Below are 21,212 nucleotides of genomic sequence, written 5' to 3' on the forward strand. Positions count from 1 at the left end.
CCTATTTCGATCGGCTGTGCGGTCAATACGTTATGAGCCGCCGTACGAATAAGGCTGGCGCGATTCAGACTGACAATTTCAGCTGATTTCGGACCCGCGATCCGTGGCCGGGAGGCGGTAGCATCGCGATTTGTGGTGGATTGGGGGTTCAGGCAGGCGTCGGCGGCGGACGTCGAGGCCGTGGCCGAGTTGCGGGCCGTGGTGATGCGGGCGGATCTCGAAAGGCTCGGCCGCTACGACGAGCATCGGGTACGGCAGCGGCTGCGCGACGGCTTCCTACCGGCGCACACCCGGGTGATCGAGGTCGACGGCGACTTCGCCGGCAGTGTCGCGCTGCGGCCGGCCGACGACAACGGCCGGAGCGCGTATTGGCTGGAGCACTTCTACCTGGACCCGCGCGCCCAGGGCAGGGGGATCGGCTCCGCGGTGCTGCGGGAGCTGCTGGAGCGATGCGACCGCGAGGACGCGGTCGTCCGGCTGATCGTGCTGCAGGGCAGTCCGGCGCGCCGGCTGTACGAGCGGCACGGGTTCACGTTCGAGCGTGAGGACCCGGTGGATGTGCACCTGGTGCGTCCGGCAGGGAGGCGACCCGGGCGCGAAGGGCTTCGGCATCCCCAGGAGCCAGCTCGGAGATGAGGGCGAGGGCCTGACGCAGCGTCTCGCCGCCCTCGCCCAGCCGGCCCGCGGCGAGCTGGGCCTCGCCGAGGCGGCGCAGGGTACGCGCGCCGAGCGCGCGCTTGCCGCCGCCCCGCCAGGCGAGGGACCGGCGGTAGAAGGCGATCGCCTCCTCGTACTGGCCGAGCAGGTGGTGGATGTGGCCCATGCTGTCGAGGGTGGCGGACTCGCCGGGCAGGTCGGTCAGCTCGCGGTGGATGGCGAGCGCCTCCTCGCAGCGGCGCAGCGCCTCCTCGTACGCCCCTAGCTGGGCGTGGAACCAGCCGATGTTGTTCAGGACCCGGCCCTCGCCCGCCCGGTCGCCGGCCGCCCGGCAGAGCCGTAACGCCTCCTCGCTGAGGGCCAGCCCTTCCGCGTACTGGTCGTGGCGGTCCTTCAGGACGCTGAGGTAGATGAGGCACAGGGCCTCGCCGGCCGGGTCGGCGAGCCCGGCGAACAGCTCGCGGGCCCGGCGCAGGTGCGCCTCGCCGTCCTCGTCGCGGCCCAGCCGGGTGAAGGCGTGGGCGAGTCCCACGCGGGCGTGGGCCTCCGCGGCCCGGTCGGCCAGCCGGGACGCCGCCTCCACCGCGATCGCGAACATCGCCGCCTGGTCGTCGGAGCGCCCGTCCTGGGACAGGAAGCCCCAGCAGGCGCCGGCCAGTTGCCAGGCGTGGCCGTCGAACCCGGAGCGGGCGGCGTGCCGGATCGCGGCGAGCAGCGTCCGGTGCTCCTGGGCGAACCACGCCTGGCTCTGCGCCCGGTCGGTGATGCGGGCCAGGACCACGCCGGGGCGGGGCGGCGGCGGCGCGAGCGGTACGCGGTGCAGCAGGTCGAGGAGCCGGTCGCCGACGCGGGCGCTGTGCAGGTAGTGGTCGAGCAGCCGGTGCAGGGCCTCGCGACGCTCGGCCGCGGAGTCGTGCAGGCGGGTCAGCTCCTCCGCGTACGCGCGCAGCAGGTCGTGCCAGCCGTAGCGGCCCGGGGTGCGTTCGGTGGCGAGGTTGGCCCTGGTCAGCTCGGTCAGCAGGCGGCGGGCCCGGTGCACCGGGACGCCGGCCAGGCTGGCGGCCGCGGCGGTGGAGATCTCCGGGGCGGGCAGCAGGCCGCGCAGGCGGAACAGGCGGGCGGCGTCGGGGCTGAGCGCGCGGTAGGACCAGGACAGGACGGTACGCATGTTCGTCGCGGCGTCGCCTCCGTCGAACACGTCCAGATCCCCTTCCGAGGCGCCCTCAGAGGAGGCGTCGTCGGAAGGGCCTTCGCCGGCGAGGTCGGAGACGAGGGTGCCGAGCGGGAACGCCGGCCGCTCGTTCGCCCGCGCCGCCACGATGGCGAGCGCCAGCGGCAGCCCGGCGCACCGGGAGACGATGTCGTCCACGGCCCGCGGCTCGGCGCCCACCTTGTCCACGCCGAGCCGGCGCGTCAGCAGCTCGCGTGACTGCGCGGGCGAGAACAGCCCGAGCGACAGCGTACGCGCGCCCTCGGCGGCGACCAGGCCGGTCAGCTCGGCGCGGCTGGTGATCAGGGCCAGGCAGCCGGGCGTGCCGGGCAGCAGCGGGCGCACCTGGTCGGAGTCGAGGGCGTTGTCGAGCAGGATGAGCATGCGGCGCTCGGCGAGCAGGCTGCGGTAGAGCCCAACCCGGGCCTCCAGCGTGGCCGGGATGTGCTGCGGCGGCACCTGGAGCGCGTCCAGGAACAGCCGCACCGCCTCGGCGGGCGAGCGCACGCCGTGCGTGGGGCCGAAGCCGTGCAGGTTCACGTAGAGCTGGCCGTCGGGGAAGCGGTCGCGTACGCGGTGTCCCCAGTGCACGGCCAGCGTGGTCTTGCCGACGCCGCCGGTACCGGTGATCACGCAGGGCGCGAGCACCGGCGAGCCGGCGTGCGGGAGCGTCAGCCGGTCGAGGGCGGCCAGCTCCTCCTCACGGGCGGTGAACAGCTCGGTGTCGGGCGGCAGGTGCCGCGGCACGGCGAGCGCGGGCGACCCACCGGCCGGGGCCGGGGCCTCGTGGCCGGCGAGGATCGCCTGGTGCAGTCGTTGCAGCTCCTCCCCCGGCTCGATGCCCAGGTCCTCGGCGAAGCGCCGGCGTACGCGGCGGAAGACGGCGAGCGCCTCCGTCCGCCGGTCGCCGCGCAGCAACGCCGTCATCAGCAGGGACACCAGCCGCTCGCGCAGCGGATGCTCGCCGAGCAGCGCCGCCAGCTCGGTGGCGACCTCCTGGTGGCGGCCCTGCCGCAGGTCGAGCGCGGCCCGCCGTTCCAGCGCCGTGAGCCGCTCCTCCTCCAGGCCCGGCACCACGGCGTCGGGCAACCACCGGCCGGCGGCGTCCGCCAGCGGCGCGCCCTGCCACAGGGTGAGCGCGGCGCGCAGCAGTCCGGCGGCGCGTTCCGGATCCGGCTCGCCGCCGGCCTCGCGCACCAGGTCACGGAAGCGGTGCAGATCGACGCGCTCGCGCGCGACGGTCAGGCAGTAGCCGCGCGCGGAGGTGGTCAGCGCCGCCTCGGGGAACGGGGCCAGCAGCCTGCGCAGCCGGGAGATGTGACCCTGGATGGCGTTACGGGAGGACTCGGGCGGTTCGGCGCCCCACAGCGCCGTCTCCAGCCGCGCGACCGGCACCGGGCGTCCCGGTTCGAGCAGCAGCATGGCGAGGACGGTGCGCTGCTGCGCGGTGGACGGACCGAGGAGCCGCCCCGCGTCCCACACCCCCACCGGACCCAGCAGGCGGAACTCGACGCCCTCCCTCGTCACCCGTCCCTGCCTCCTGTTCCCGCCCGCGGGAGCGTGCCGCCAATGATCATTACTCGGCAGCCTAACCGCCGGCTCAGCCGAAAGTAAGCGCCATTTCAGTACCACGAAGCACTCTGGTCACGAGCGGCGCACCCGGCCGCACAACCCTCACGAGGAGGAACGTCATGGAGATCAAGGTCAAGAAGGTCGAGTCCGTCAAGGCCACCCAGAACCCCGCCACGTGAGGCTCTGACGTCGCCTGACGAATGTCCCGCGGGGAGTTCGCTCCCCGCGGGTTCCCTTTGCGTACTGGCCGGCGCTGGAGGCACGATGCGTGTGGCGTTGAAGGAATGCGAGTGGGAGACGATCGGCGAGGACCTCCTCGTGATCTTCGACGCTCGCGAGGCGATGACCCTGAGCGATCCCGAAGGGCAGGTGGCCGCGCTCCTGACCGAGCTGCGCGAGGCCCCCCGGACCGCCGCCGAGCTGAGCGTCGCCCTCGCCGGGCGCGGTTTCCGGCTCTCCGAGGAGGACGTCGGCCGGGGCCTGGCCGGCCTCGACTCCCTGGGCCTGGTCGAGGACGCCGACGGCCGCACGCTCGACGATCCCGGCGAGAACGAGCGGCACTTCTCCAACCTCAGCTTCTACGGCACCCACTCCGCCCTGGACCGCCACCGGGCCGCGTTCCAGCGTTCGATGCGCGAGGCGCACGTGCTGGTGCTCGGCGTCGGCGGGGGCGGGTCCTCGCTGGTCCAGTGCCTGGCCGGGCTCGGCGTCGGCGAGATGACGCTGGTGGACCAGGACCGCGTCGAGTCACGCAACTTCGCCCGACAGTTCCTCTACCACCACGCCGACATCGGCCTGTCGAAGGCCGAGCGGGCCGCGGCCTGGGTCCGCGAGTACGACCCCGCCATCAAGGTCCACCCGGTCGACCGCTGGGTGTCCGCGCCGGAGGACCTGGCGGACCTGGTCCAGGGCGTGGACCTCGTCGCGGGCGGCCTCGACGGCCATCCGCACGCCAACCTGTGGGCGAACGAGGCCGCGGTGCGGGCCGGGATCCCGTACGTGCTGGGGGGCGCGAACCGCAGCCAGCTCATGTACCTGTCCGTGGATCCCGGCCGCACGGCCTGCCTGGCCTGCGACTACGCGGACCGGCCGGTCGGGGACGACCCGGAGGCGGTGGCGTACCGGATCGTGGAGAACATGAAGCTGAGCAATCCGCTCACCGGGCCGATGGCGATGCAGGTCGGCTCGCTGCTCGCCCTGGAGGCGCAGCGCTACCTCACCGGGTTCGAGCCGCCGCGGGCGGCCGGTCACCGGGTCACGCTCGACCTGCGCGAGGGCCTGACGCCGGAGTGGCGGCCCCTCCCCGCGAACCCGGAGTGCCAGGTCTGCCGGCTGGCGCCGCCGCGCGAGGGTGACCGGCGGTGACGGTTCCCGCGACGGTCCGGCTCAAGCCGCTCAGCGTCGTCCCCGAGGGTGAGGACGAGGTGCTGGTCGGCGATCCGGCGACCGGTACGTTCGTGACGATCCCGGCGGTCGGCGGGGTGGTGATCGCCGCGTTCCAGCGGGGCGCGAGCGTCGAGGAGGCGGCGGCCGAGGCCGCGGAGTTCGCCGGGGAGCCGGTCAACGTGCCGTCGTTCGTCGACACCCTCGGGGAGCTCGGGTTCCTCGCGGAGGACGGCGAGGAGGCGGCCTCACCGGTGCGTACGGCGCCCATCCAGGCCCGCCGGTGGATGACCGGCATCCGCCCGGAGACGGTCCGCCCCTTCTTCGGCCCCGTCGCCTGGACCTTCTACGCGGCCTGCCTGCTCTACTCGGTGGCCGTCATCGTCGTCCGCCCCGGCCTGGCCCCCGACCCCGCCGAGGACGCCTTCGCCTTCGGCGACACCGGGCTGAGCGCGCTCGCCTGGCTGCCGTTCGTGTGGTTCGCGGCGGCCAGCCACGAGTGCGGGCACTGGCTCGGCGCGCGGGCCCTCGGCATCCAGACCCGCTTCGGCGTCGACCGCCGCCTGTGGATGCTCGTCTTCGAGACCGACCTCACCCAGCTCTGGACGCTGCCGCGCCGGCAGCGGTACGGGCCGCTGCTGGCCGGCCTCGCCGTCGACTCCGTGCTGCTGGCCGCGCTGCTCACCGGCCGGCTGCTGATCGACACCGGCGTGTGGGCCGCTCCCGGGCTGGTGGCCTCGCTGCTGGCCGCGTGGGCGTTCATCAAGATCATGCAGATGCTCTGGCAGAGCCTCGTGTTCCTGCGCACCGACCTCTACGCGGTGCTGGTGAACGCCCTCGGCTGCCGCAACCTGTGGCGGGTGAAGACGCTGATGCTGCGGCGGGCGTTCGGGCGGCTGACCGAGGAGGAGGCCGCCGAGCTGGCCGACGCGACCGGCACCGACCTGCGGGTGGGGCGCTGGTTCCGGTGGGTGTGGCTGGCGGGCTTCGCCGGCGTGGTCGCCTGGTTCTGCCTGCTGCTGCTGCCGGTCTTCGCCGAGGTGCTGCGCTGGACGGCCGAGGGGCTGGCCGAGGGGCCCCTGACCGCCGCGTTCTGGTATCGGCTGCTCTGCGCCGGGCTGCTGCTCGGCCCCGAGGCGCTGGCGCTCTCCCTGGCCGTCAAGGAGTACGTGGCGCGCCTCGCCGCCCGGCGCTGATCAGGCGTTCGTGAGCACCATGGCGATCACGACCGGCGTCAGGTAGAGCAGCGGGAACGGCACGTGCCCGTACGAACGGGCACGGAGCACGGTGACGACCGCGCCCGTGAAGTACACCACCAGGCCGATCCCGGCGGCCACGCCGATCGGGCGCACGACCAGCCCGACGAGCAGGCCGGCCGCGCCCAGCGCCTTGGCCGTGCCCAGCCAGGGCCAGGCGGCGCGCGGCACGCCGTACTCGGCGAGCGGCTCCACGACCCACTTGGCGCGGATGAAGACCGACAGGGCCGAGAACCCCACCCAGAGGGCGGTCAGAACGGTGACGACGACAGCGGCGGTGGACATCGGTGGCTCTCCTTCCGGCGTTACGGATGCCGGGCCGCGTACGGCCCGGCATCTCGTTGACCCCTCAGCCGCCGGAAGTGTGACCGCTCAGGAACGACGCCAGGCGAGCAGTCCTTCGGGAGCGTCGTCGCGGGTGAAGCCGGCGCCGGTGAGCTCGCTCTCGATGGTCGGCCAGAGCGGCCGGTAGGCCTCGCCGACCAGCTCCTCCTCGCTGATCACCGTGTCGCCCTCCTCGATGCGGTGGATGAAGCGGCCCTCGAAGGTCTCCGCGTCCAGCTGCGTGATCCCGGACCAGATGGAGTAGGTGTGGCGGCCCACCTGGCGGCTCTCCAGCTTCTCGACCGGCCGCGTGGCGGGCGAGCCGCCGTCGTGCCAGGTGAAGACGAGCAGGCCGCCGGGCTCCATGAGCTCGGCGAGCACCGGCCAGAGCCGCTTGCGGTAGTCGTGCGGCAGCGAGTACATGACGTTGATCATCACGACGGCCTCGACCGGCTCGGGCACCCGCGCGGCGAGCGCGTCGCAGGGCAGGACGGTGACCCGGTCGAGGAGCTCGGGACGGCCGCAGAGCCGGGACAGCAGGATCCCGCGCATGCCGGCGGAGGGCTCCAGCGCGAAGATCTCCGCCGGGGTCCACTCGGCCAGCGAGACGGTGATCAGGCCGGAGCCGGCGCCGATCTCCAGGATGCTGCGCGTCACCCCGGTCAGGAGCGGCGGCAGCTTCTCACGGATGACGGGGACGTGACCGTTCTCGTGGAACAGGTCGTAGAAGGGGAGGGAGATGAAATCGGCCATGAGCGGCAACCGTAGTGCACGTCCGGATCAGGCCGCGCCCGCCAGGAGGCGGGAGATCACGGTCTCGGCGGGGCGGCCGAGCACGCGTTCGAGGTCGGGGGTCTGCCGCTCCAGCGCGCCGGCGCGGATCCTGGCGGAGATCCAGCCCATGGGGCCCTGCTCGGCGTCGGCGGGCAGCTCGCGGTAGGTCGCGCCCAGGGCCGCGGCGACCTCCGGGTACGTCCACAGCGGCCCGGTGAAGTCGTAGGCCCGGCCCAGATGACCGTCGCCGCCGGTCAGGACGTTCGCCGCGGCGGCGGCGAGGTCGGCGCGGAAGGCGGTGTTGAGCCCCCGGCCGCCGGTGCCGCTCACGATCTCCCCGTCCGCGTTGACGCGCGGCACGAACGCGTCGCTGTAGTAGGGGTGGCGGAGCAGCGTGCAGGGCAGGCCGCTGTCGATGATCGCCCGCTCGGTCACGTGGTAAGCCTCGGTCAGGCCGGTGGCGCCGGTGTCGGCGCCGAGGAAGCTGGTGAAGACGATCGCGCCCACGCCGGTCTCCTTGGCGGCGGTCACGGCGGCCAGGTGCTGCTCGATCCTGCGGGCGGTGTCGAGCTCGGGTGAGGAGATCAGCAGGAGGCGGTCGGCGCCCTCGAAGGCGGCCCGCAGGCTGCGCGGGTCGTCGTAGTCGCCGTGGCGGGCCGGGACGCCCTCGGGCGCGCGGGCGGGATCGCGGACGGCGGCCGTCACCTCCGCCCCTGTCGCTCGCAGCCGGTCGAGGACGAGGCGGCCGAGCGCACCGGAGGCGGCCGTGATCACGATCATGCGGGGAGGGCTCCTTCGCAGGCGGGGGAACGCCCCAGTGAACTCCCGCCGGGCGCGGCGGCGCCACACATTTTCCGATGCCCGCCTCCCGTCAGCCAGGGAGGCGGCTCAGCCATTTGCGCTGGACCTCCGCCTCCACGTCCACGCCGTGATGGCGGGCGAGGAGCAGCACCTGGCACAGGACGTCGGCCAGCTCCGCGCGGAAGTCGGCCTCGATCTCGGCCGGGGTGCGGCCCCTGGTCCTGGCCCTGCCGCTGCGGGTGAGGAACGCCTGGGTGAGCTCGCCTACCTCCTCCTGCAACTTCAGTATGTGCCAGATGTCGTCCCGCTCGATGCCGAGCGAGGCGGCGTACCGGCTGGAGACGGATTCGATCGCGTCGGAGAGCTGCCGCAGGTCCACCCCCGGAGTGTACGGCCCGCACGGGCCTGGCCTATGGGGGATCGAGATTCGGTAAGCGGGGTGCCATGAGGGGCGTTTCGCCACGCTCAGTGCATCCGTGCCGTCCATCATTCGGAACGGACGACGGCGGCGAGAGGCGAGAGGACGGGGCGATGCGGGACATCGAGGTGTTGCTGGAAGCCGGTCCGCGCGGCGGCCAGGGGCTCACCGTCCGGGTGTCCGGGCGGGCGCGGCCGGGGATGGAGCACGGCGAGCGGCGCGTGCCGAAGCCGCCCCCTCCCCCGGAGTTCGACGACGACCTGCCGGACCCGGGCGGCTGCGAGTTCTGAGCGGACACGCCCGGCGGGTTTCGCTCATGGCGATTCCGCTGCGGGCGTGCAAGGGTACGCGCGGGCCGCCGCCTGCGCCAGAGTGGGCGCCATGAGAATCCTGGTGCTGGGCGGCACGGAGTTCGTGGGGCGGGCGGTCGTCGAGGAGGCGCTCGGCCTCGGGTGGGACGTCACGGTGTTCAACCGGGGCACCCAGGCGCCTCCGGCCGGGGTCACCGCGTTGCTCGGCGACCGCACGGCCCCCGGCGGCCTCGCGGCGCTGGAGCGCGGCGAGTGGGACGTCGTGGTCGACACCTGGTCGTGGGCGGCCTCGGCGGTGCGCGACGCGGCCTCGCTGCTCGCCGGGCGGGCGGGCCACTACGTCTACGTCTCCAGCAGGTCGGTCCACGCCGAGCCGGTGCCGTTCGGCGCCGACGAGAGCGCGCCGGTGGTGGCGGCCTCGGCCGACGACGACGATCCCTCCGACTACGCCAGGAACAAGGCGGGCGGCGAGCTGGGGGCGGTCGCGGCGTTCGGGGAGCGGGCGCTGCTGGCCAGGGCCGGGCTGATCATCGGGCCTTACGAGAACGTCGGGCGGCTGCCGTGGTGGCTCACCCGGATCGCGCGGGGCGGGCCGGTCCTCGCTCCGGGCCCCGCCGGTCAAGGGCTCCAGTACATCGACGCGCGCGACCTCGCGCTGTGGTGCCTGCGGGCGGCCGAGCGCGGCGTCGGCGGGGCGTTCAACGTGGTGAGCCCGCCCGGGTTCGTGACGATGGGGGAGATCCTGGAGACCTGCGTCGAGGTGACGGGGGCGGCGGCGGAGCTGCGCTGGGTCGAGCCGGAGACGATCCTGGCGGCCGGGGTGCAGCCGTGGACGGAGCTGCCGTTCTGGCTGGTCGGCCCCGACTACGACTTCCTGCACGGCGGCGACGTGTCGAAGGCGGTGGCGGCCGGGCTGAGCTGCCGGCCGGTGGCCGAGACGGTGGGCGACACGTGGGAGTGGCTACGCAGCGTCGGCGGCGAGGCGCCGCACCGCCCCGACCGCCCCCGCAAGGGCCTCGCCCCGGAGGTGGAGGCCCGCCTGCTGGGGCTGCGGGCGGGCTAGCCTCGTCAGCGGCGGTAGGTGCGGATCAGGTCGTAGCCGGCCGCCAGCAGGGCGATGGAGACGCACGTGAGCAGCACCAGGAGGCCGTGGCGGAAGGCGGTCGGCCAGCCCTGGGGAAGCGCGCTGAAGAAGATCGAGCCGGCGGCGGCGATGCCGATCGACGAGCCGAGGCGCTGACCGGTCTGCAGCACGCCGGCCGCGCTGCCGCCGCCCTTGGGCGGCACCTCGGAGAGGGTGATCGCCTGGTTCGGCGAGATGACCAGGCCGCTGCCCACGCCCGCGATCAGCAGCGGCAGGGCGGTGGCCAGGCCGACGTTGTGGCCGGGCACGAGCGCGGTGGCGGCCATGGTGGCGCACAGCCCGACGATCACGACGGTGAGCCCGGCGGCCACCAGTCGGCGGCCCGCCCGGCCCACGAGGCGTCCGCCGACCACGGAGGCGGAGGCCGCGCCCAGCGCGAACGGCGTGATCGACAGCCCCGCCATGAGAGGGCTGTAGTCGAGGCCGCTCTGCAGGTAGAGCGTGAAGGTGAAGAAGATGCCGGTGAAGCCCGCGAAGTAGAACAGGGCGATGGCGGAGCCCAGGCTGTAGGAGCGCTTGCGGAAGAGGGCCAGGTTGATCAGGGGTTCGCGGCGGTAGGCGCGTTCCCAGGCCACGAAGCCGGCCAGGACGATCAGGGCGGCGGGAACGAGGAGCCACTTCGCCTGGCCGTGCCACTGGTGCTGCTGGATGAAGGGCAGGAGCAGGCAGGCCACGCCCAGGCCGAGCAGCAGGACGCCCACGGGGTCCATGCTCTCCCGCCGCCCGGAGAGCCGCGCCGGGTCCGGGGCGGGGAGCACGCGGTGGGCCAGCGGGAGGAGGGCGAGGCCGATCGGGAGGTTGACCAGGAAGACCCAGCGCCACCCGAACTCCGGCCCGAACCCGGTCACCAGCGCTCCGCCGATCAGCGGGCCGGCCGCCGTGGAGACGCCGATGGTGGCGCCCAGGGCGCCGAAGGCGCGGCCCCGCTCGTGCCCGCGGAACATCTGCTGGATCAGCCCCGACACCTGCGGGTTCAGCATGCCGGCCGCCATGCCCTGGAGGAGTCGCGACCCGATGAGCATGGTCATGTTCCAGGCGAGCCCGCAGGCGACGCTGGCCAGCGTGAACAGCACCACCCCCCACATGAACAGCGTGCGCCGGCTCCGCGCGTCCCCCAGCCGCCCGGCCGGCACCAGCAGCAGGCCGAACGTGAGCGCGTACCCGGACAGCGTCCACTGGAGCCCGTCCTCCATCGCGTGCAGGCCCTCGCGGATGGACGGCAGCGCCACGTTCACGATGCTGACGTCGAGCCCGGTCATGAACGCCGCCACCAGGCACACCGCGAGCGCACGCCCGCGCGGGTCGGCCCGCCACGACGACGCCTTCATCAAACGGCTGCCCTCTCCCCCGGCCGGCGTGCGGATATCGTCCTTCCCTAACCAGGATTTCGTCGCCGTAACGATCCCGATATCCCCGTAGGGTGGGTTTCGCCACAGACCGGATGTAACGTCCGGATCATGGACACGATGGCCGTCGAGCAGAACGGCATCAACGCGGTCCCCGAGGCGGAGCGGCACGGCCGGCCGGGTGACCTCTTCTGGCCTTGGGCCGGCTCCAACCTGTCGCTGTTCGGGGTCGCGTTCGGCGTCTACATCGTCGGGCTCGGGCTCGGCGTCATCCCCGCGATCATCACCGGCGCCGTCGGGTACGCGCTGTCGTTCCTGCTGGTCGGCCTGGTCGCGGTCGGCGGCACCCGGTCCGGCGTGCCGACGATGACGCTGGGCCGGGCGCCCTTCGGCTACCAGGGCAACAAGCTGCCCGCCACGCTGTCGTACATCTCGAACGTCGGCTGGGAGATCGTGCTGGTCACGCTGTCGGCGCAGAGCGGGGCGGCCATCCTCGCCCGGCTCGCGCCCGGCCTGCCCCGCACGACCGCCACCGCCGTCTGCTTCGCCGTCGCGGCGCTGGTCGTGATCGCCGTCGGCGTGTACGGACACGCGCTGATCATGGTGGTGCAGCGGTACCTGACGTACGCGTTCGTCGTGCTGACCCTCGTCTACATGGCGCTCATGATGCCCAGGCTCGGTGTGTCGCTGGAGACCACCACCGGGGCCGGCGGCTGGATCGGCGGGATCATCTTCGCGATGACGCTGCTCGGCCTCGGCTGGGTCAACTGCGGCGCGGACTACTCGCGCTACCTGCCCTCCCGCTCGTCCGGGCGGGCGGTGGCGTTCTGGACGACACTCGGGGGCGCGCTGCCGCCGATGGTGCTGCTGGTGTTCGGGGTGCTGCTGGCGGGCGGCGACCCGAAGCTCGCCGAGGCGGCCGGGGGCGATCCGGTGGCGGCGCTGGCGGGGGCGTTGCCGACGTGGTTCCTGCTGCCGTACCTGCTGACCGCGATCGGCGGGTTCCTAGCCGGGGCGATCATGGACATCTACTCGTCCGGGCTGTCGATGCTGGCGCTCGGGGTGCCGGTGCGGCGGCATCTCGCGGTGCTCATCGACGGGGTGCTCATGGTGCTCGGCGGCTACTACCTGCTGTTCGTCAGCGACAGCTTCTTCGGCACCTTCCAGGCGTTCCTGGCGATCGTCGGCGTGGTGATGGCCGCCTGGGTGGCGATCTTCCTGGTGGACATGTGGCGGCTGCGCGACGGCGGGCGCGGCTACGACGAGCGGCTGCTGCGTCCCGGCGGGCCCGCCGTCAACTGGACGGGGATCGCCGCGCTGGTCATCGCGTCGGTCGTCGGGATGGGGCTGATCACCTCGGCGGACGAGAACATCGCGAAGGTCGTCGGGTTCCTGATGAGCGAGGAGCTGAAGGGGTCCACGTTCGGGGCGGCGAACATCGGCGTGGTGATCGCGCTGGTGGTGGCCGGGGTGCTGTACTTCGCGGCCACGGCGCCGGTCGCCACGCGCCGCCGCGCGGAGGACCGAGCCGGGGTCTGAGAGCCGTCACCTCCGGGCACGTCGCGTCCGCGGCCGATCGCCGTTACTGTTGGTGATCGATGATGGACATACCGTTGCGACTGCTGGCGTGGGCGGTGCATCTCACGGTCTTCGGGCTGCTGGCGATGGCCGTGGTCACCGTGCTGCGCGAGGACCAGGTGGGGATCGCCGCGGGCGGCGTGCTGCTCGGCGCGCTCTACGCGGCCGGACCATCGGCCGAGGGCCGGCCGATGGGCGGGCCGGTGTGGCTCGGGGCGGTGACGGCGCTCTGGCTGGTGCTGGCCGTCCTTTCCGCGCCGTTCGTGTGGCCGGCGTTCCCGCTGCTCTACGCCTTCGTGCGGGTGCTGCCGCTCTGGCTGGCGATGTTCGGGGTGGGGGCGGTGACGTCGGTGGCGATCCTCGCGGCGGCGTGGCACGCGGGCGAGCTGACGGTGCCGCTGGTGGTGGGCCCCGCGCTGGCGGCGGCCGTGGTCACGCTGCTCGCGTTCGCCTGCCGGTCCATGCGCGAGCACGCCGGCCCGGCGGCGCACGAGCGGCCCGCGCCGCCGGTCACGCCGTGACGATCGCGAAGTCCGGGATGGGGTGGTCGAGGACGGCCACCAGGCGCTTGAGCGCCGTCGTGTCGCCCTCCCGCTCCACGCCCTCCACGCCCTTGCCCGCCATCAGCCCCACGAGCTGCGCCTTCGTCAGCCGCAGGGTCAGGTCGGGCGGCACGCCGGCGGGCGGGTTCGGCTGGTGGATGAGGGCGCCGTTGGAGAGGGTCGTGCGGTGGCGCTCGCCGAGATCGGTCAGGTGCCAGTCGATGGCCAGGCGTTCGTGCCAGGCGCGCGGGCCGTCCACCCGTACGGCGAGGGTGTCGAAGATCTGCGCCACGCTCAGCGCGGCGAGCACGTCCGGCGCGATCCGCTCCGGCGTGGCGGGGACGATGCCGTCGGTCAGCTCCAGCGCGGCCATCAGGTAGAAGTTGCGCCAGGCCGCGTTCTCCGCGCCGTGGCCGAGCCGCGTGTAGACCTCGGCGAGCAGGTCCCGGGCCTCCTTGTTGCCCTCGTCGGCGAAGATGGCGTGGTTGAGCAGCTGCACGGCGAAGCGCAGGTCGTTCTCGCCGAGGTAGCGGCGGGCGCAGGCGACCACGGCCGCGCCGCCGCCCAGGCAGTCGACGTACCTGATGGCGCTCTCCCTCGGCGGGTGCTCCCAGAGATGGGCCGGGTTGCCGTCGAACCAGCCGAGATAGCGCTGGTAGACGGCCTTGACGTTGTGCGCGGTCGAGCCGTGGTGGCCGCGGGCGTGCCAGGCGTGCTCCAGCTCGGGCGGCAGGCGTACGGCCTCGGCGATCTCGGCGGCGGTCAGGCCCTTGTTGAGCAGGCGCAGGGTCTGGTCGTGCAGGTACGCGTACAGGTCGCGCTGCCGGGCGAGGTAGCCCGCGATGCCGTCGCCGCCCCAGGTGGGCCAGTGGTGCGCGGCGAGCGCGACGTCGGCGTGCGGGGCGAGCAGGGCGAGCGCCTCGTCGAGGTGGCGGGCCCACGCCCGGGGGTCGCGGACCGCCGAGCCGCGCAGGGACAGGACGGCGTGCTGGCCGCGGCCGGCGTTCTCGGCGAGGAACAGCGCCCGGTGCGCGGGCAGGAGGATGCTCAGCTCGGCGGGCGCGCCGCCGCCGGGGGTGAGCTGGAAGAGCAGGTGCACGCCGTCGACGGTCTCCTCCTGACCGGTACGGGCGACCTCCAGCGTGGGCGGGAGCAGCGAGCGGGTGCCGGGGGCGACGGTCATGCCGAGGCCGGAGCCGAGCTGGCCCTCCTGCGAGCGGGGCAGGGCGGGGCCGTACATGTAGACGGCGCGGCGGGCCCGCGCGGGGCCGGCGTACAGGCTCTCCGCCACCGCGTGTTCCAGGAACCCGGCGGCGGCCAGGATCGGGACGCCGCCGTGGGTGACGCCGCGCCCGCCGCCGAAGTGGTCGGTGTGGGGGTGGGTGTAGACGACGCCGGTGACGGGGCGCTCGCCGCGGTGGGCGCGGTAGAGCTTGAGCGCGGCGGCGGCGCACTCGACGGAGCCGAGCGGGTCGATGACGACGACGCCCCGCTCGCCCTCGATCAGCGTCATGTTGGCCAGGTCGAGGCCGCGTACCTGGTAGACGCCCGGGGTGACCTCGTACAGACCTTGGCGGGCGCAGAGCCGGGCCTGGCGCCACAGGCTGGGGTGGGCCGTCTCGGGGCGTTCGTCGTGGAGGAAGTCGTAGGCGTCGATGTCCCAGATGACCCTGCCGTCGGCCGTTTTGATCACTCCGGGGTCGAGTTTGGCGATGAAGCCGCGATCGGCGTCCTCGAAGTCGCCCGTGTCGCGAAGTGGAAGGTCTGCCATGTCTGTCCGCCTGCCCGGGAGAGGTTCCCGGGTAGCTCAACAATTCCCCCTTAGAGGATGAATCTCGGGCAATAGGGACAAGCAGGACGGTTGTTAGAGTGATCGTCCATGGGAGCGTGCGTGTTCGATCTCGATGGCGTGCTGGTCGACTCCGAGCCGGTGTGGGAGGAGGTGCGGCGGGCGTTCGTGGCCGAGCACGGCGGCACGTGGCAGCCGGACACCCAGTCGCGGCTCATGGGCATGAGCACCGGCGAGTGGGCCGCGTACCTGCACGAGCTGGGCGTGCGCCTGACGCCCGACGAGATCGCGCGCGGGGTCGTCGACCGGATGGCGGCCCGCTACCGCGACGAGGTGCCGCTGATGCCGGGCGCGGTGGAGACCGTACGGCGGCTCGCGGCGGGGCGCGTGCTCGGGCTCGCCAGCTCGTCCCCCCGCCGGCTGATCGACGTGGTGCTCGACGCGGCCGGGCTGACGGACTGCTTCGCGGCCACGGTCTCGACCGAGGAGGTCGAACGGGGCAAGCCCGCGCCCGACGGTTACCTGGAGGCGGCGCGGCGCATGGGGGTGGACCCGGGCGGCTGCGTCGCGGTCGAGGACTCCAGCAACGGCCTGCGCTCCGCGCACGCGGCGGGGATGCGGGTGATCGCGGTGCCGCACCCGCGCTACCCGCCCGCCCCTGACGCGCTGGCGCTGGCCTGGCGGGTCCTGCCCGACCTCGCCGCGCTCGCCCCCGACCTGATCCCCTGAGCCCGGAGGCTCGCTGGCTATGCTTTCGGAATCGTGAGAGACATCACGGTGTTCAGCGGCAGCGCCCACCCCGAGCTGGCCGAAGAGATCTGCGCCCACCTGGGCACACCCCTGCAGCCGGTGCAGGTCGACCGGTTCGCGAACGACGTACTCGAAGTGCAGCTCCAGGCCAACTGCCGCGAACGGGACGTCTTCCTCATCCAGCCCCTCGTGCCGCCCACGCAGGAGCACCTGGTCGAGCTGCTGCTCATGCTGGACGCCGCCCGTGGCGCGTCCGCGGCCCGTACGACGGTGGTCCTGCCCCACTACGCCTACGCCAGATCAGACAAGAAGGACCAGCCGCGCATCTCGATCGGCGCCCGGCTGGTCGCCGACCTGATGGTCGCGGCCGGCGCGAGCCGGGTCCTCACGATGACGCTGCACTCGCCGCAGGTGCACGGGTTCTTCAGCGTCCCGGTGGACCACCTGCACGCGCTGCGCGAACTGGCCGCGCACTTCCGCCGCTACGACCTGTCGAACACGGTCGTCGTCTCCCCCGACCTCGGCAACGCCAAGGAGGCCGCGCACTTCGCCCGCCTGCTCGGCACCAGCGTCGCCATGGGCGCCAAGCAGCGCTTCGCCGACGACCGGGTGGTGATCAGCTCGGTCATCGGCGACGTGGCCGGCAAGGACGTGATCATCCTGGACGACGAGATCGCGAAGGGCAGCACCGTCATCGAGCTGCTCGGCCGGCTGCGCGAGCAGCACGTGCGCTCGGTGCGCGTGGCGTGCACCCACGGGCTGTTCTCCGACGGAGCGGTGGAGCGGCTGAGCGCGCTGCCCGAGGTCGCCGAGATCGTCTGCACGAACACTGTGCCGCCGCCCAAGCCGAGCGACAAGCTGACGATCCTGTCGATCGCGCCCGCCCTGGCCGAGGCGATGCGCAGGATCCACGACGGCGAGTCGGTGAGCGCGCTGTTCAGTACATCTTGATCACCTGCGCGGTCACCCGGCGGGCCTGGTGGGAGGCGAGGTAGGTGATCACCTCGGCCACCTCCTCCGGCAGCCCGACGGCGCCGATCGGACCGTGCTCGCGGGCCAGGCTCTCCACCTCCTCGTTGATCCAGCCGGTGTCGGTGATCGGGGGGTGGACCATGTTGGCGGTGATGCCGTGGCGGCCCAGCTCGTGGGCCGCCGACATCGTGTAGCTCTCCTGGGCCGACTTGGCCGCGCCGTAGCTGACCTCGCCGGGGAAGCCGTGCGGCCCCTCGGAGGTCAGGCCGATGATGCGGCCCCAACTCGCGCCCCGGGCGACGTGCCGCCGGGCGAACTCGGCGATGAGCAGCGCGGGCGCGCGCACGTCGACCGCGAACTGGCGGTCGTACGTCGCCGCGTCCACCTGCCGCGTCGGGCGGCCGACATGATCGTGCCCGCGCGCCGTGAACGTGTCGCTGACCCAGCCGCTCGCGTTGTTGACCAGGATCTCGACCGGGCCGAACGCCGCCTCCGCCAGGTCGAACAGGCGGGCGGGCGTCTCCGGGTCGGCGAGGTCGGCCTCCGCCGCCTCCGCCCTGCCGCCCGCCTCGCGCACCCGCGCCACGACCTCGCCGGCGTCGCGGGCGCGCAGCCGGTCGTACGCCTCGGGATAGGCCGGATGCTTCAGCGGGTCGAGCCGTTTGTACGTCAGGAAGACCGCCACACCCTGGGCCGCCAGCGCGATCGCGGCCGCCGCCCCGATGCCCTGATTGGCGCCGGTGATCAACGCGACCTTTCCAGTGAGGCGAGGATCGATCATAGTGACCATCATGCACGTCGCGACCGACCGTCTGCTGAGCCGTTTCCTGGAGACCGTGGAGCCCGCCGTCCCCCTCGTCGCGCTATGGGCCCACGGGTCGCTGGCGACCGACGACTACCAGCCTGGCCGCAGCGACCTCGATCTCATCGCGGTCGTGGACGAGCCGGTCACGATGGGGCACTGGCGGCGGATCAAGGCCGTGCACCGCGGCCTGGACCTGCCGCTGGCGGACCGGCTGCACTGCTCGTACATCGCCCGCCAGGAGCTGGCCGATCCGTCCGCCGAGCACGTGACGTGGGCGCACGAGGAGATCTTCCGCCGCCCGGTGACCCCCGTGACCCGGCGCGAGCTGCACGTGAAGGCGCTCGAACTGTACGGGCCGTCGCCCGCCGGGCTGCTGCCGCCGGTGTCGGACGCCGAGCTGGCCGAGTTCGTCCGTACGGACCTGCGGGACTACTGGCTGGTCAAAACGGGCGGGCGGCGGCGCTGGCTGCATGACATCTGGGTGGACCTCGGCACGGTGACGATCGCGCGGGCCGCGGTCACGCTCGCCGACGGGCGGCTCGTCACCAAGCGGGAGGCCCTGGACCTGCTGCCGGGGATGGGGGCGCCCGAACTCGTGGTGGCCGACGTACGCGCCCGCAGGTACGGCACGCCGGCTCCCCGGCTCAGCCGCTTCCGCCGGGCCAAGCTGGCCCGCGCGTTCATCCGGTCGGCGATCCGGAAGACCCTGGCCTGAGCAGGACGGTCAGGCGGGCCAGCGCCTCGGTGATCCGCTCCGGGGTGAGGCCGAGCCGGGTGCGCTGGTGGCCGTACACCTCGGGGGCGAGGGGGGCGAGCAGCACCTCCACGAGCGCGTCCGGGTCGGGCGTGCCGGCCGCCACCAGCAGGGCTCGCACGTGGGCCCGCCAGAAGCCGTACGCGCCCGTCTCGAAGCGCGAGCGGCCCACCTCCGTGCCCAGCACCAGGTGGGCGTGGTCCTCCAGGAGGCGCACCATCGCGGCGTAGAAGGCGGCGAGCCGGTCGGCGGGCGGCGCTCCTGGGCCGAGCGGCGGCTCGCCGCGCAGCAGCCGTTCCTGCAGCTCGCGTTCGTGCTCGTCGAGCAGCGCGACGGCGATCGAGGCGCGGTCGGGATAGCGCCGGTAGAGCGTGCCCCGGCCGACGCCGGCCCGCTTGGCGATGTCGTCCATCGTCACGTCCTGGGGCGGGCGCTCGGCGAAGAGCGCGGCGGCGGCCTCCAGGATCCTCGCGCGGTTGCGGGCGGCGTCGGCTCTCTCCATGCGCCCATTGTAGGTGGACACGGCGTCCGGTTATAGTGAAGTGGACACAGTGTCCACATGGCTGAGGAGATCCACGATGCTGCTGCACCTGGACGCCAGTGCGCGCCGGAACTCGTTCTCGCGCCTGCTGTCCGCCGAGTACGCCGACGCCTGGCGCGCCGCCCACCCCGGCGCCGGCTACACCTACCGCGACCTCGCCGCCCGCCCCGTGCCGCACATCGGCGAGGCGTGGACGGAGCTGTGCGACCACGTCCTGGAGCACGAGATCACCGACCCCGCCCGCTACCAGGAGGCGGTCCGCACGCCCGCCCAGCGGGACGCCTGGGCGATCGTCGAGCCGCTGCTCGCCGAGGTCGTCGCCGCCGACGTCGTGCTGATCGGCACGCCGATGTACAACTACTCGATCCCGTCGTCGCTCAAGGCGTGGCTCGACCAGATCACCTTCCCCAAGATGTCGCTGGCCGGCCGCTCGTTCGTGGTGACCGGCGCGCGGGGCGGCGCGTACGGCCCCGGAACGCCCCGCGAGCCGTACGACCACGAGGAGCGCTACCTGCGGGACTTCCTCCGGGGCCACTTCCAGGTCGAGGACGTGACGTTCGTCCACGCCGAGCTGGTCAACGCCCGTCTCGACCCGGCGCTCGCCCATCTGCGGGAGCGGCACGAGGAGTCGCTGGCCGCGGCCCGCGCCCAGGTCCGCGTCCAGGCTCTCGCGGAGGCGGCGCGGTGAGCTGGCTCGTCCTGCTGCTGGCCGGACTGGTCGAGGTGGCCTGGTCGCAGAGCATCAAGCCGACCCAGAACTTCACCCGCCCGCTGCCCACGCTGGTCAGCCTGCTGCTCATGGCCGCCGCCGTCTGGCTGCTGTCGCGGGCCATGAACACGCTGCCGGTCGGCACCGCGTACGCGGTCTTCACCGGCATCGGCGCGGTCGGCGCGATCACGCTGGGCGTGGTGCTCCACGACGACCCCGTCTCGGTGGGACGGATGGCCGCGCTCGCGCTGATCGTGGGAGGGATAGTGTTGGCCCGGATCACGGCCTGACACAGGGGAGGGCGAGCGATGGTGGACATCAGGAAGTCGTACGTGAACGCCGCGACGTCGGCGGTGTCGCTGCTCGGGGAGCCGGCGGTGACGGCGGGCTGGGACAAGCCGAGCGCGCTCACCGAGTTCAGCGTGGCGGGGCTGGCGGGGCACCTGGCGCACCAGATCGTCCGGGTTCGTGACGTGCTCGACTCCGACGGCGCCGGCCGCGAGCCGATCGACCTCCTGGAGCACTACTCGCGCTCGCCGTGGGTGGAGGCGGGCCTCGACCACGAGATCAACGTCGGCATCCGGCGGGGCGGCGAGGCCGCCGCGGCCGACGGCCCGGCCGCGCTGATCGAGCGGACGCGGGCGCTGCTCGACGCGCAGGTCACCGCGCTGCCCGCCGAGCCCGCCGACCGGGTCGTTTACGTGAAGTCGTCCGGCTGGGCGCTCACCCTGGACGACTTCCTGCTCACCCGCCTGGTCGAGCTGGTGGTCCACGCCGACGACCTGGCCGCCAGCGTGGGCGTCGAGACGCCCGCCCTGCCGCCGGAGGTCATCGGGCCCGTGGTCGAGCTGCTGGCCCGGCTGGCGGTGCACCGGCACGGCGCGACGGCGGTCATCCGCACGCTGAGCCGGGCCGAGCGCGCCCCGGCCACCATCAGCGCCTTCTAGGGTTCTACGCGGTCACCAGGCGCAGGGCGGCGGCCACCTCGCGGCCTGACAGCGCCCGCTCGGGATCGAGCAGCCACTGGGACAGGAACCCGGTGAGCAGCGCCTGGTAGAGCGCCCCGGTCAGCCGCGCGCGCTCGGGGTCGGCGCCCGGCTCGCCGCCCTCGAAGAGCTCCGCGAGCCCCTCCTGGGCCTCCCTGTTCGCGGCGGCGAGCTGGTCGCGCACCTCGGGCAGGCGCTCGACCTGGCCCAGGAGTTCGAGCTGCGTCACCCAGAGCGGCCGCAGCCGCGCGAACGACTCCAGCACCCGGTCCCAGACGACGGCGAAACGCTCCAGCCGGTCCGCGCCCGGCTCCACCTGGGCCGACAGCGTGGCCGCCAGCTCCTCGCCCCACTCCCGCATGACCTCGAACAGCGCCTCGTTGAGCAGCGCCTCCTTCGACTTGAAGTGGTAGCCGATGGCCGCGAGGCTCACGCCCGACGCGCTCGCGACGTCGCGCGCCGTGGTGCGGACGTAGCCCTTCTCGACCAGGCACCGCTTGGCGCCCGCCAGCAGGTCCTCCCTGTTTCCCATGCTCACAGATTAGCACAATCGTCCTAGACAAGCGTCTAAGACAGTTGTACCGTTTCCG

At 73.3% G+C, this 21,212-nt stretch carries 23 protein-coding genes; 13 read left to right on the forward strand and 10 right to left on the reverse strand.

What is annotated here, in order from left to right; translation table 11 throughout:
* Positions 1-132: 132 nt before the first annotated feature.
* Positions 133-636, forward strand: coding sequence for a GNAT family N-acetyltransferase (locus SMD20_RS26825; RefSeq protein ID WP_329586107.1), 504 nt, complete (start codon positions 133-135; stop codon positions 634-636).
* Here the strand turns inward: SMD20_RS26825 and SMD20_RS26830 are convergent.
* A complete protein-coding gene (locus tag SMD20_RS26830; RefSeq protein ID WP_329586109.1) occupies positions 530-3,394 on the reverse strand; it encodes an AfsR/SARP family transcriptional regulator in 2,865 nt (954 codons plus the stop codon). The genes SMD20_RS26825 and SMD20_RS26830 overlap by 107 nt on opposite strands.
* Positions 3,395-3,703: 309 nt before the next feature.
* Between SMD20_RS26830 and SMD20_RS26835 the strand changes: the two genes are divergently transcribed.
* Positions 3,704-4,804: a HesA/MoeB/ThiF family protein gene (locus tag SMD20_RS26835; RefSeq protein ID WP_329586112.1), complete on the forward strand. Its 1,101-nt coding sequence runs from the start codon at positions 3,704-3,706 to the stop codon at positions 4,802-4,804.
* Entirely contained in the window at positions 4,801-6,018 is a 1,218-nt protein-coding gene (locus SMD20_RS26840; RefSeq protein ID WP_329586115.1) for a hypothetical protein, read from the forward strand. Before SMD20_RS26835 ends, SMD20_RS26840 begins: the two co-directional genes overlap by 4 nt.
* Here SMD20_RS26840 and SMD20_RS26845 read toward each other — a convergent pair whose 3' ends face one another.
* The 4 genes from SMD20_RS26845 to SMD20_RS26860 all read right to left on the reverse strand — a co-directional run bounded on the left by SMD20_RS26845 (position 6,019) and on the right by SMD20_RS26860 (position 8,356).
* A complete protein-coding gene (locus SMD20_RS26845) occupies positions 6,019-6,363 on the reverse strand; it encodes a DoxX family protein (RefSeq protein ID WP_329586118.1) in 345 nt (114 codons plus the stop codon). It abuts the gene before it with no gap.
* A gap of 87 nt (positions 6,364-6,450) precedes the next feature.
* Positions 6,451-7,155: a class I SAM-dependent methyltransferase gene (locus tag SMD20_RS26850; RefSeq protein ID WP_329586121.1), complete on the reverse strand. Its 705-nt coding sequence runs from the start codon at positions 7,153-7,155 to the stop codon at positions 6,451-6,453.
* 27 nt (positions 7,156-7,182) lie between these two features.
* Entirely contained in the window at positions 7,183-7,956 is a 774-nt protein-coding gene (locus tag SMD20_RS26855; protein WP_329586124.1) for an NAD(P)H-binding protein, read from the reverse strand.
* A 91-nt stretch (positions 7,957-8,047) separates the two neighbouring features.
* Positions 8,048-8,356 carry a MazG nucleotide pyrophosphohydrolase domain-containing protein gene (locus SMD20_RS26860; RefSeq protein WP_329586127.1) on the reverse strand — a complete coding sequence of 103 codons (309 nt, stop codon included), beginning with the start codon at positions 8,354-8,356 and terminating at the stop codon, positions 8,048-8,050.
* Positions 8,357-8,508: 152 nt separating this feature from the next.
* Here SMD20_RS26860 and SMD20_RS26865 point away from each other — a divergent pair, with 152 nt between their 5' ends.
* Together SMD20_RS26865 and SMD20_RS26870 are read left to right on the forward strand one after the other, a co-directional pair.
* On the forward strand, positions 8,509-8,685 hold the full coding sequence (locus SMD20_RS26865; protein WP_329586129.1) for a hypothetical protein: 177 nt from the start codon (positions 8,509-8,511) through the stop codon (positions 8,683-8,685).
* A 91-nt stretch (positions 8,686-8,776) separates the two neighbouring features.
* Positions 8,777-9,769, forward strand: a complete 993-nt coding sequence (locus tag SMD20_RS26870; RefSeq protein ID WP_329586132.1) for an NAD-dependent epimerase/dehydratase family protein — start codon at positions 8,777-8,779, stop codon at positions 9,767-9,769.
* Between the two features lie 5 nt (positions 9,770-9,774).
* Here SMD20_RS26870 and SMD20_RS26875 read toward each other — a convergent pair whose 3' ends face one another.
* Entirely contained in the window at positions 9,775-11,178 is a 1,404-nt protein-coding gene (locus SMD20_RS26875) for an MFS transporter (protein ID WP_329586135.1), read from the reverse strand.
* Positions 11,179-11,307: 129 nt separating this feature from the next.
* On the opposite strand from SMD20_RS26875, the gene SMD20_RS26880 reads away from it, so the two are divergent.
* Together SMD20_RS26880 and SMD20_RS26885 are read left to right on the forward strand one after the other, a co-directional pair.
* Positions 11,308-12,735 (forward strand): purine-cytosine permease family protein, encoded by a 1,428-nt coding sequence (locus SMD20_RS26880; protein ID WP_329586138.1) that lies wholly within the window; start codon positions 11,308-11,310, stop codon positions 12,733-12,735.
* A 59-nt stretch (positions 12,736-12,794) separates the two neighbouring features.
* Entirely contained in the window at positions 12,795-13,295 is a 501-nt protein-coding gene (locus tag SMD20_RS26885; RefSeq protein WP_329586141.1) for a hypothetical protein, read from the forward strand.
* Here the strand turns inward: SMD20_RS26885 and SMD20_RS26890 are convergent.
* Positions 13,285-15,087: an alkyl/aryl-sulfatase gene (locus SMD20_RS26890; RefSeq protein ID WP_329586143.1), complete on the reverse strand. Its 1,803-nt coding sequence runs from the start codon at positions 15,085-15,087 to the stop codon at positions 13,285-13,287. The genes SMD20_RS26885 and SMD20_RS26890 overlap by 11 nt on opposite strands.
* 120 nt (positions 15,088-15,207) lie before the next feature.
* On the opposite strand from SMD20_RS26890, the gene SMD20_RS26895 reads away from it, so the two are divergent.
* On the forward strand, positions 15,208-15,834 hold the full coding sequence (locus SMD20_RS26895; RefSeq protein WP_329586145.1) for an HAD family hydrolase: 627 nt from the start codon (positions 15,208-15,210) through the stop codon (positions 15,832-15,834).
* Between the two features lie 33 nt (positions 15,835-15,867).
* On the forward strand, positions 15,868-16,806 hold the full coding sequence (locus SMD20_RS26900; protein ID WP_329586147.1) for a ribose-phosphate diphosphokinase: 939 nt from the start codon (positions 15,868-15,870) through the stop codon (positions 16,804-16,806).
* Here the strand turns inward: SMD20_RS26900 and SMD20_RS26905 are convergent.
* The gene (locus SMD20_RS26905; protein ID WP_329586150.1) at positions 16,793-17,608 is read right to left on the reverse strand and encodes an SDR family NAD(P)-dependent oxidoreductase; all 816 of its coding nucleotides are present in this window, start codon (positions 17,606-17,608) and stop codon (positions 16,793-16,795) included. The genes SMD20_RS26900 and SMD20_RS26905 overlap by 14 nt on opposite strands.
* Positions 17,609-17,618: 10 nt before the next feature.
* Here SMD20_RS26905 and SMD20_RS26910 point away from each other — a divergent pair, with 10 nt between their 5' ends.
* Positions 17,619-18,347: a nucleotidyltransferase domain-containing protein gene (locus tag SMD20_RS26910; protein WP_329586153.1), complete on the forward strand. Its 729-nt coding sequence runs from the start codon at positions 17,619-17,621 to the stop codon at positions 18,345-18,347.
* On the opposite strand, the gene SMD20_RS26915 is transcribed toward SMD20_RS26910, so the two are convergent.
* A complete protein-coding gene (locus tag SMD20_RS26915) occupies positions 18,313-18,888 on the reverse strand; it encodes a TetR/AcrR family transcriptional regulator (RefSeq protein WP_329586156.1) in 576 nt (191 codons plus the stop codon). The two genes, SMD20_RS26910 and SMD20_RS26915, sit on opposite strands and share 35 nt — an antisense overlap.
* A 76-nt stretch (positions 18,889-18,964) precedes the next feature.
* Here SMD20_RS26915 and SMD20_RS26920 point away from each other — a divergent pair, with 76 nt between their 5' ends.
* From SMD20_RS26920 to SMD20_RS26930, 3 genes are read left to right on the forward strand one after another with little or no spacing between them, the layout of a single operon-like run.
* Positions 18,965-19,615 carry an FMN-dependent NADH-azoreductase gene (locus SMD20_RS26920; RefSeq protein ID WP_329586159.1) on the forward strand — a complete coding sequence of 217 codons (651 nt, stop codon included), beginning with the start codon at positions 18,965-18,967 and terminating at the stop codon, positions 19,613-19,615.
* Positions 19,612-19,926, forward strand: a complete 315-nt coding sequence (locus tag SMD20_RS26925) for a DMT family transporter (protein ID WP_329586162.1) — start codon at positions 19,612-19,614, stop codon at positions 19,924-19,926. The genes SMD20_RS26920 and SMD20_RS26925 overlap by 4 nt, the downstream gene beginning before the upstream one ends.
* Before the next feature lie 18 nt (positions 19,927-19,944).
* On the forward strand, positions 19,945-20,583 hold the full coding sequence (locus tag SMD20_RS26930) for a maleylpyruvate isomerase N-terminal domain-containing protein (RefSeq protein ID WP_329586165.1): 639 nt from the start codon (positions 19,945-19,947) through the stop codon (positions 20,581-20,583).
* A 4-nt stretch (positions 20,584-20,587) separates the two neighbouring features.
* Here the strand turns inward: SMD20_RS26930 and SMD20_RS26935 are convergent, their stop codons facing one another.
* Positions 20,588-21,154, reverse strand: coding sequence for a TetR/AcrR family transcriptional regulator (locus SMD20_RS26935; RefSeq protein WP_329586167.1), 567 nt, complete (start codon positions 21,152-21,154; stop codon positions 20,588-20,590).
* Positions 21,155-21,212 lie beyond the last annotated feature (58 nt).

Origin of the sequence: Nonomuraea sp. LP-02 (assembly GCF_036289125.1) — a bacterium.
GTDB classification, from domain to species: domain Bacteria; phylum Actinomycetota; class Actinomycetes; order Streptosporangiales; family Streptosporangiaceae; genus Nonomuraea; species Nonomuraea bangladeshensis.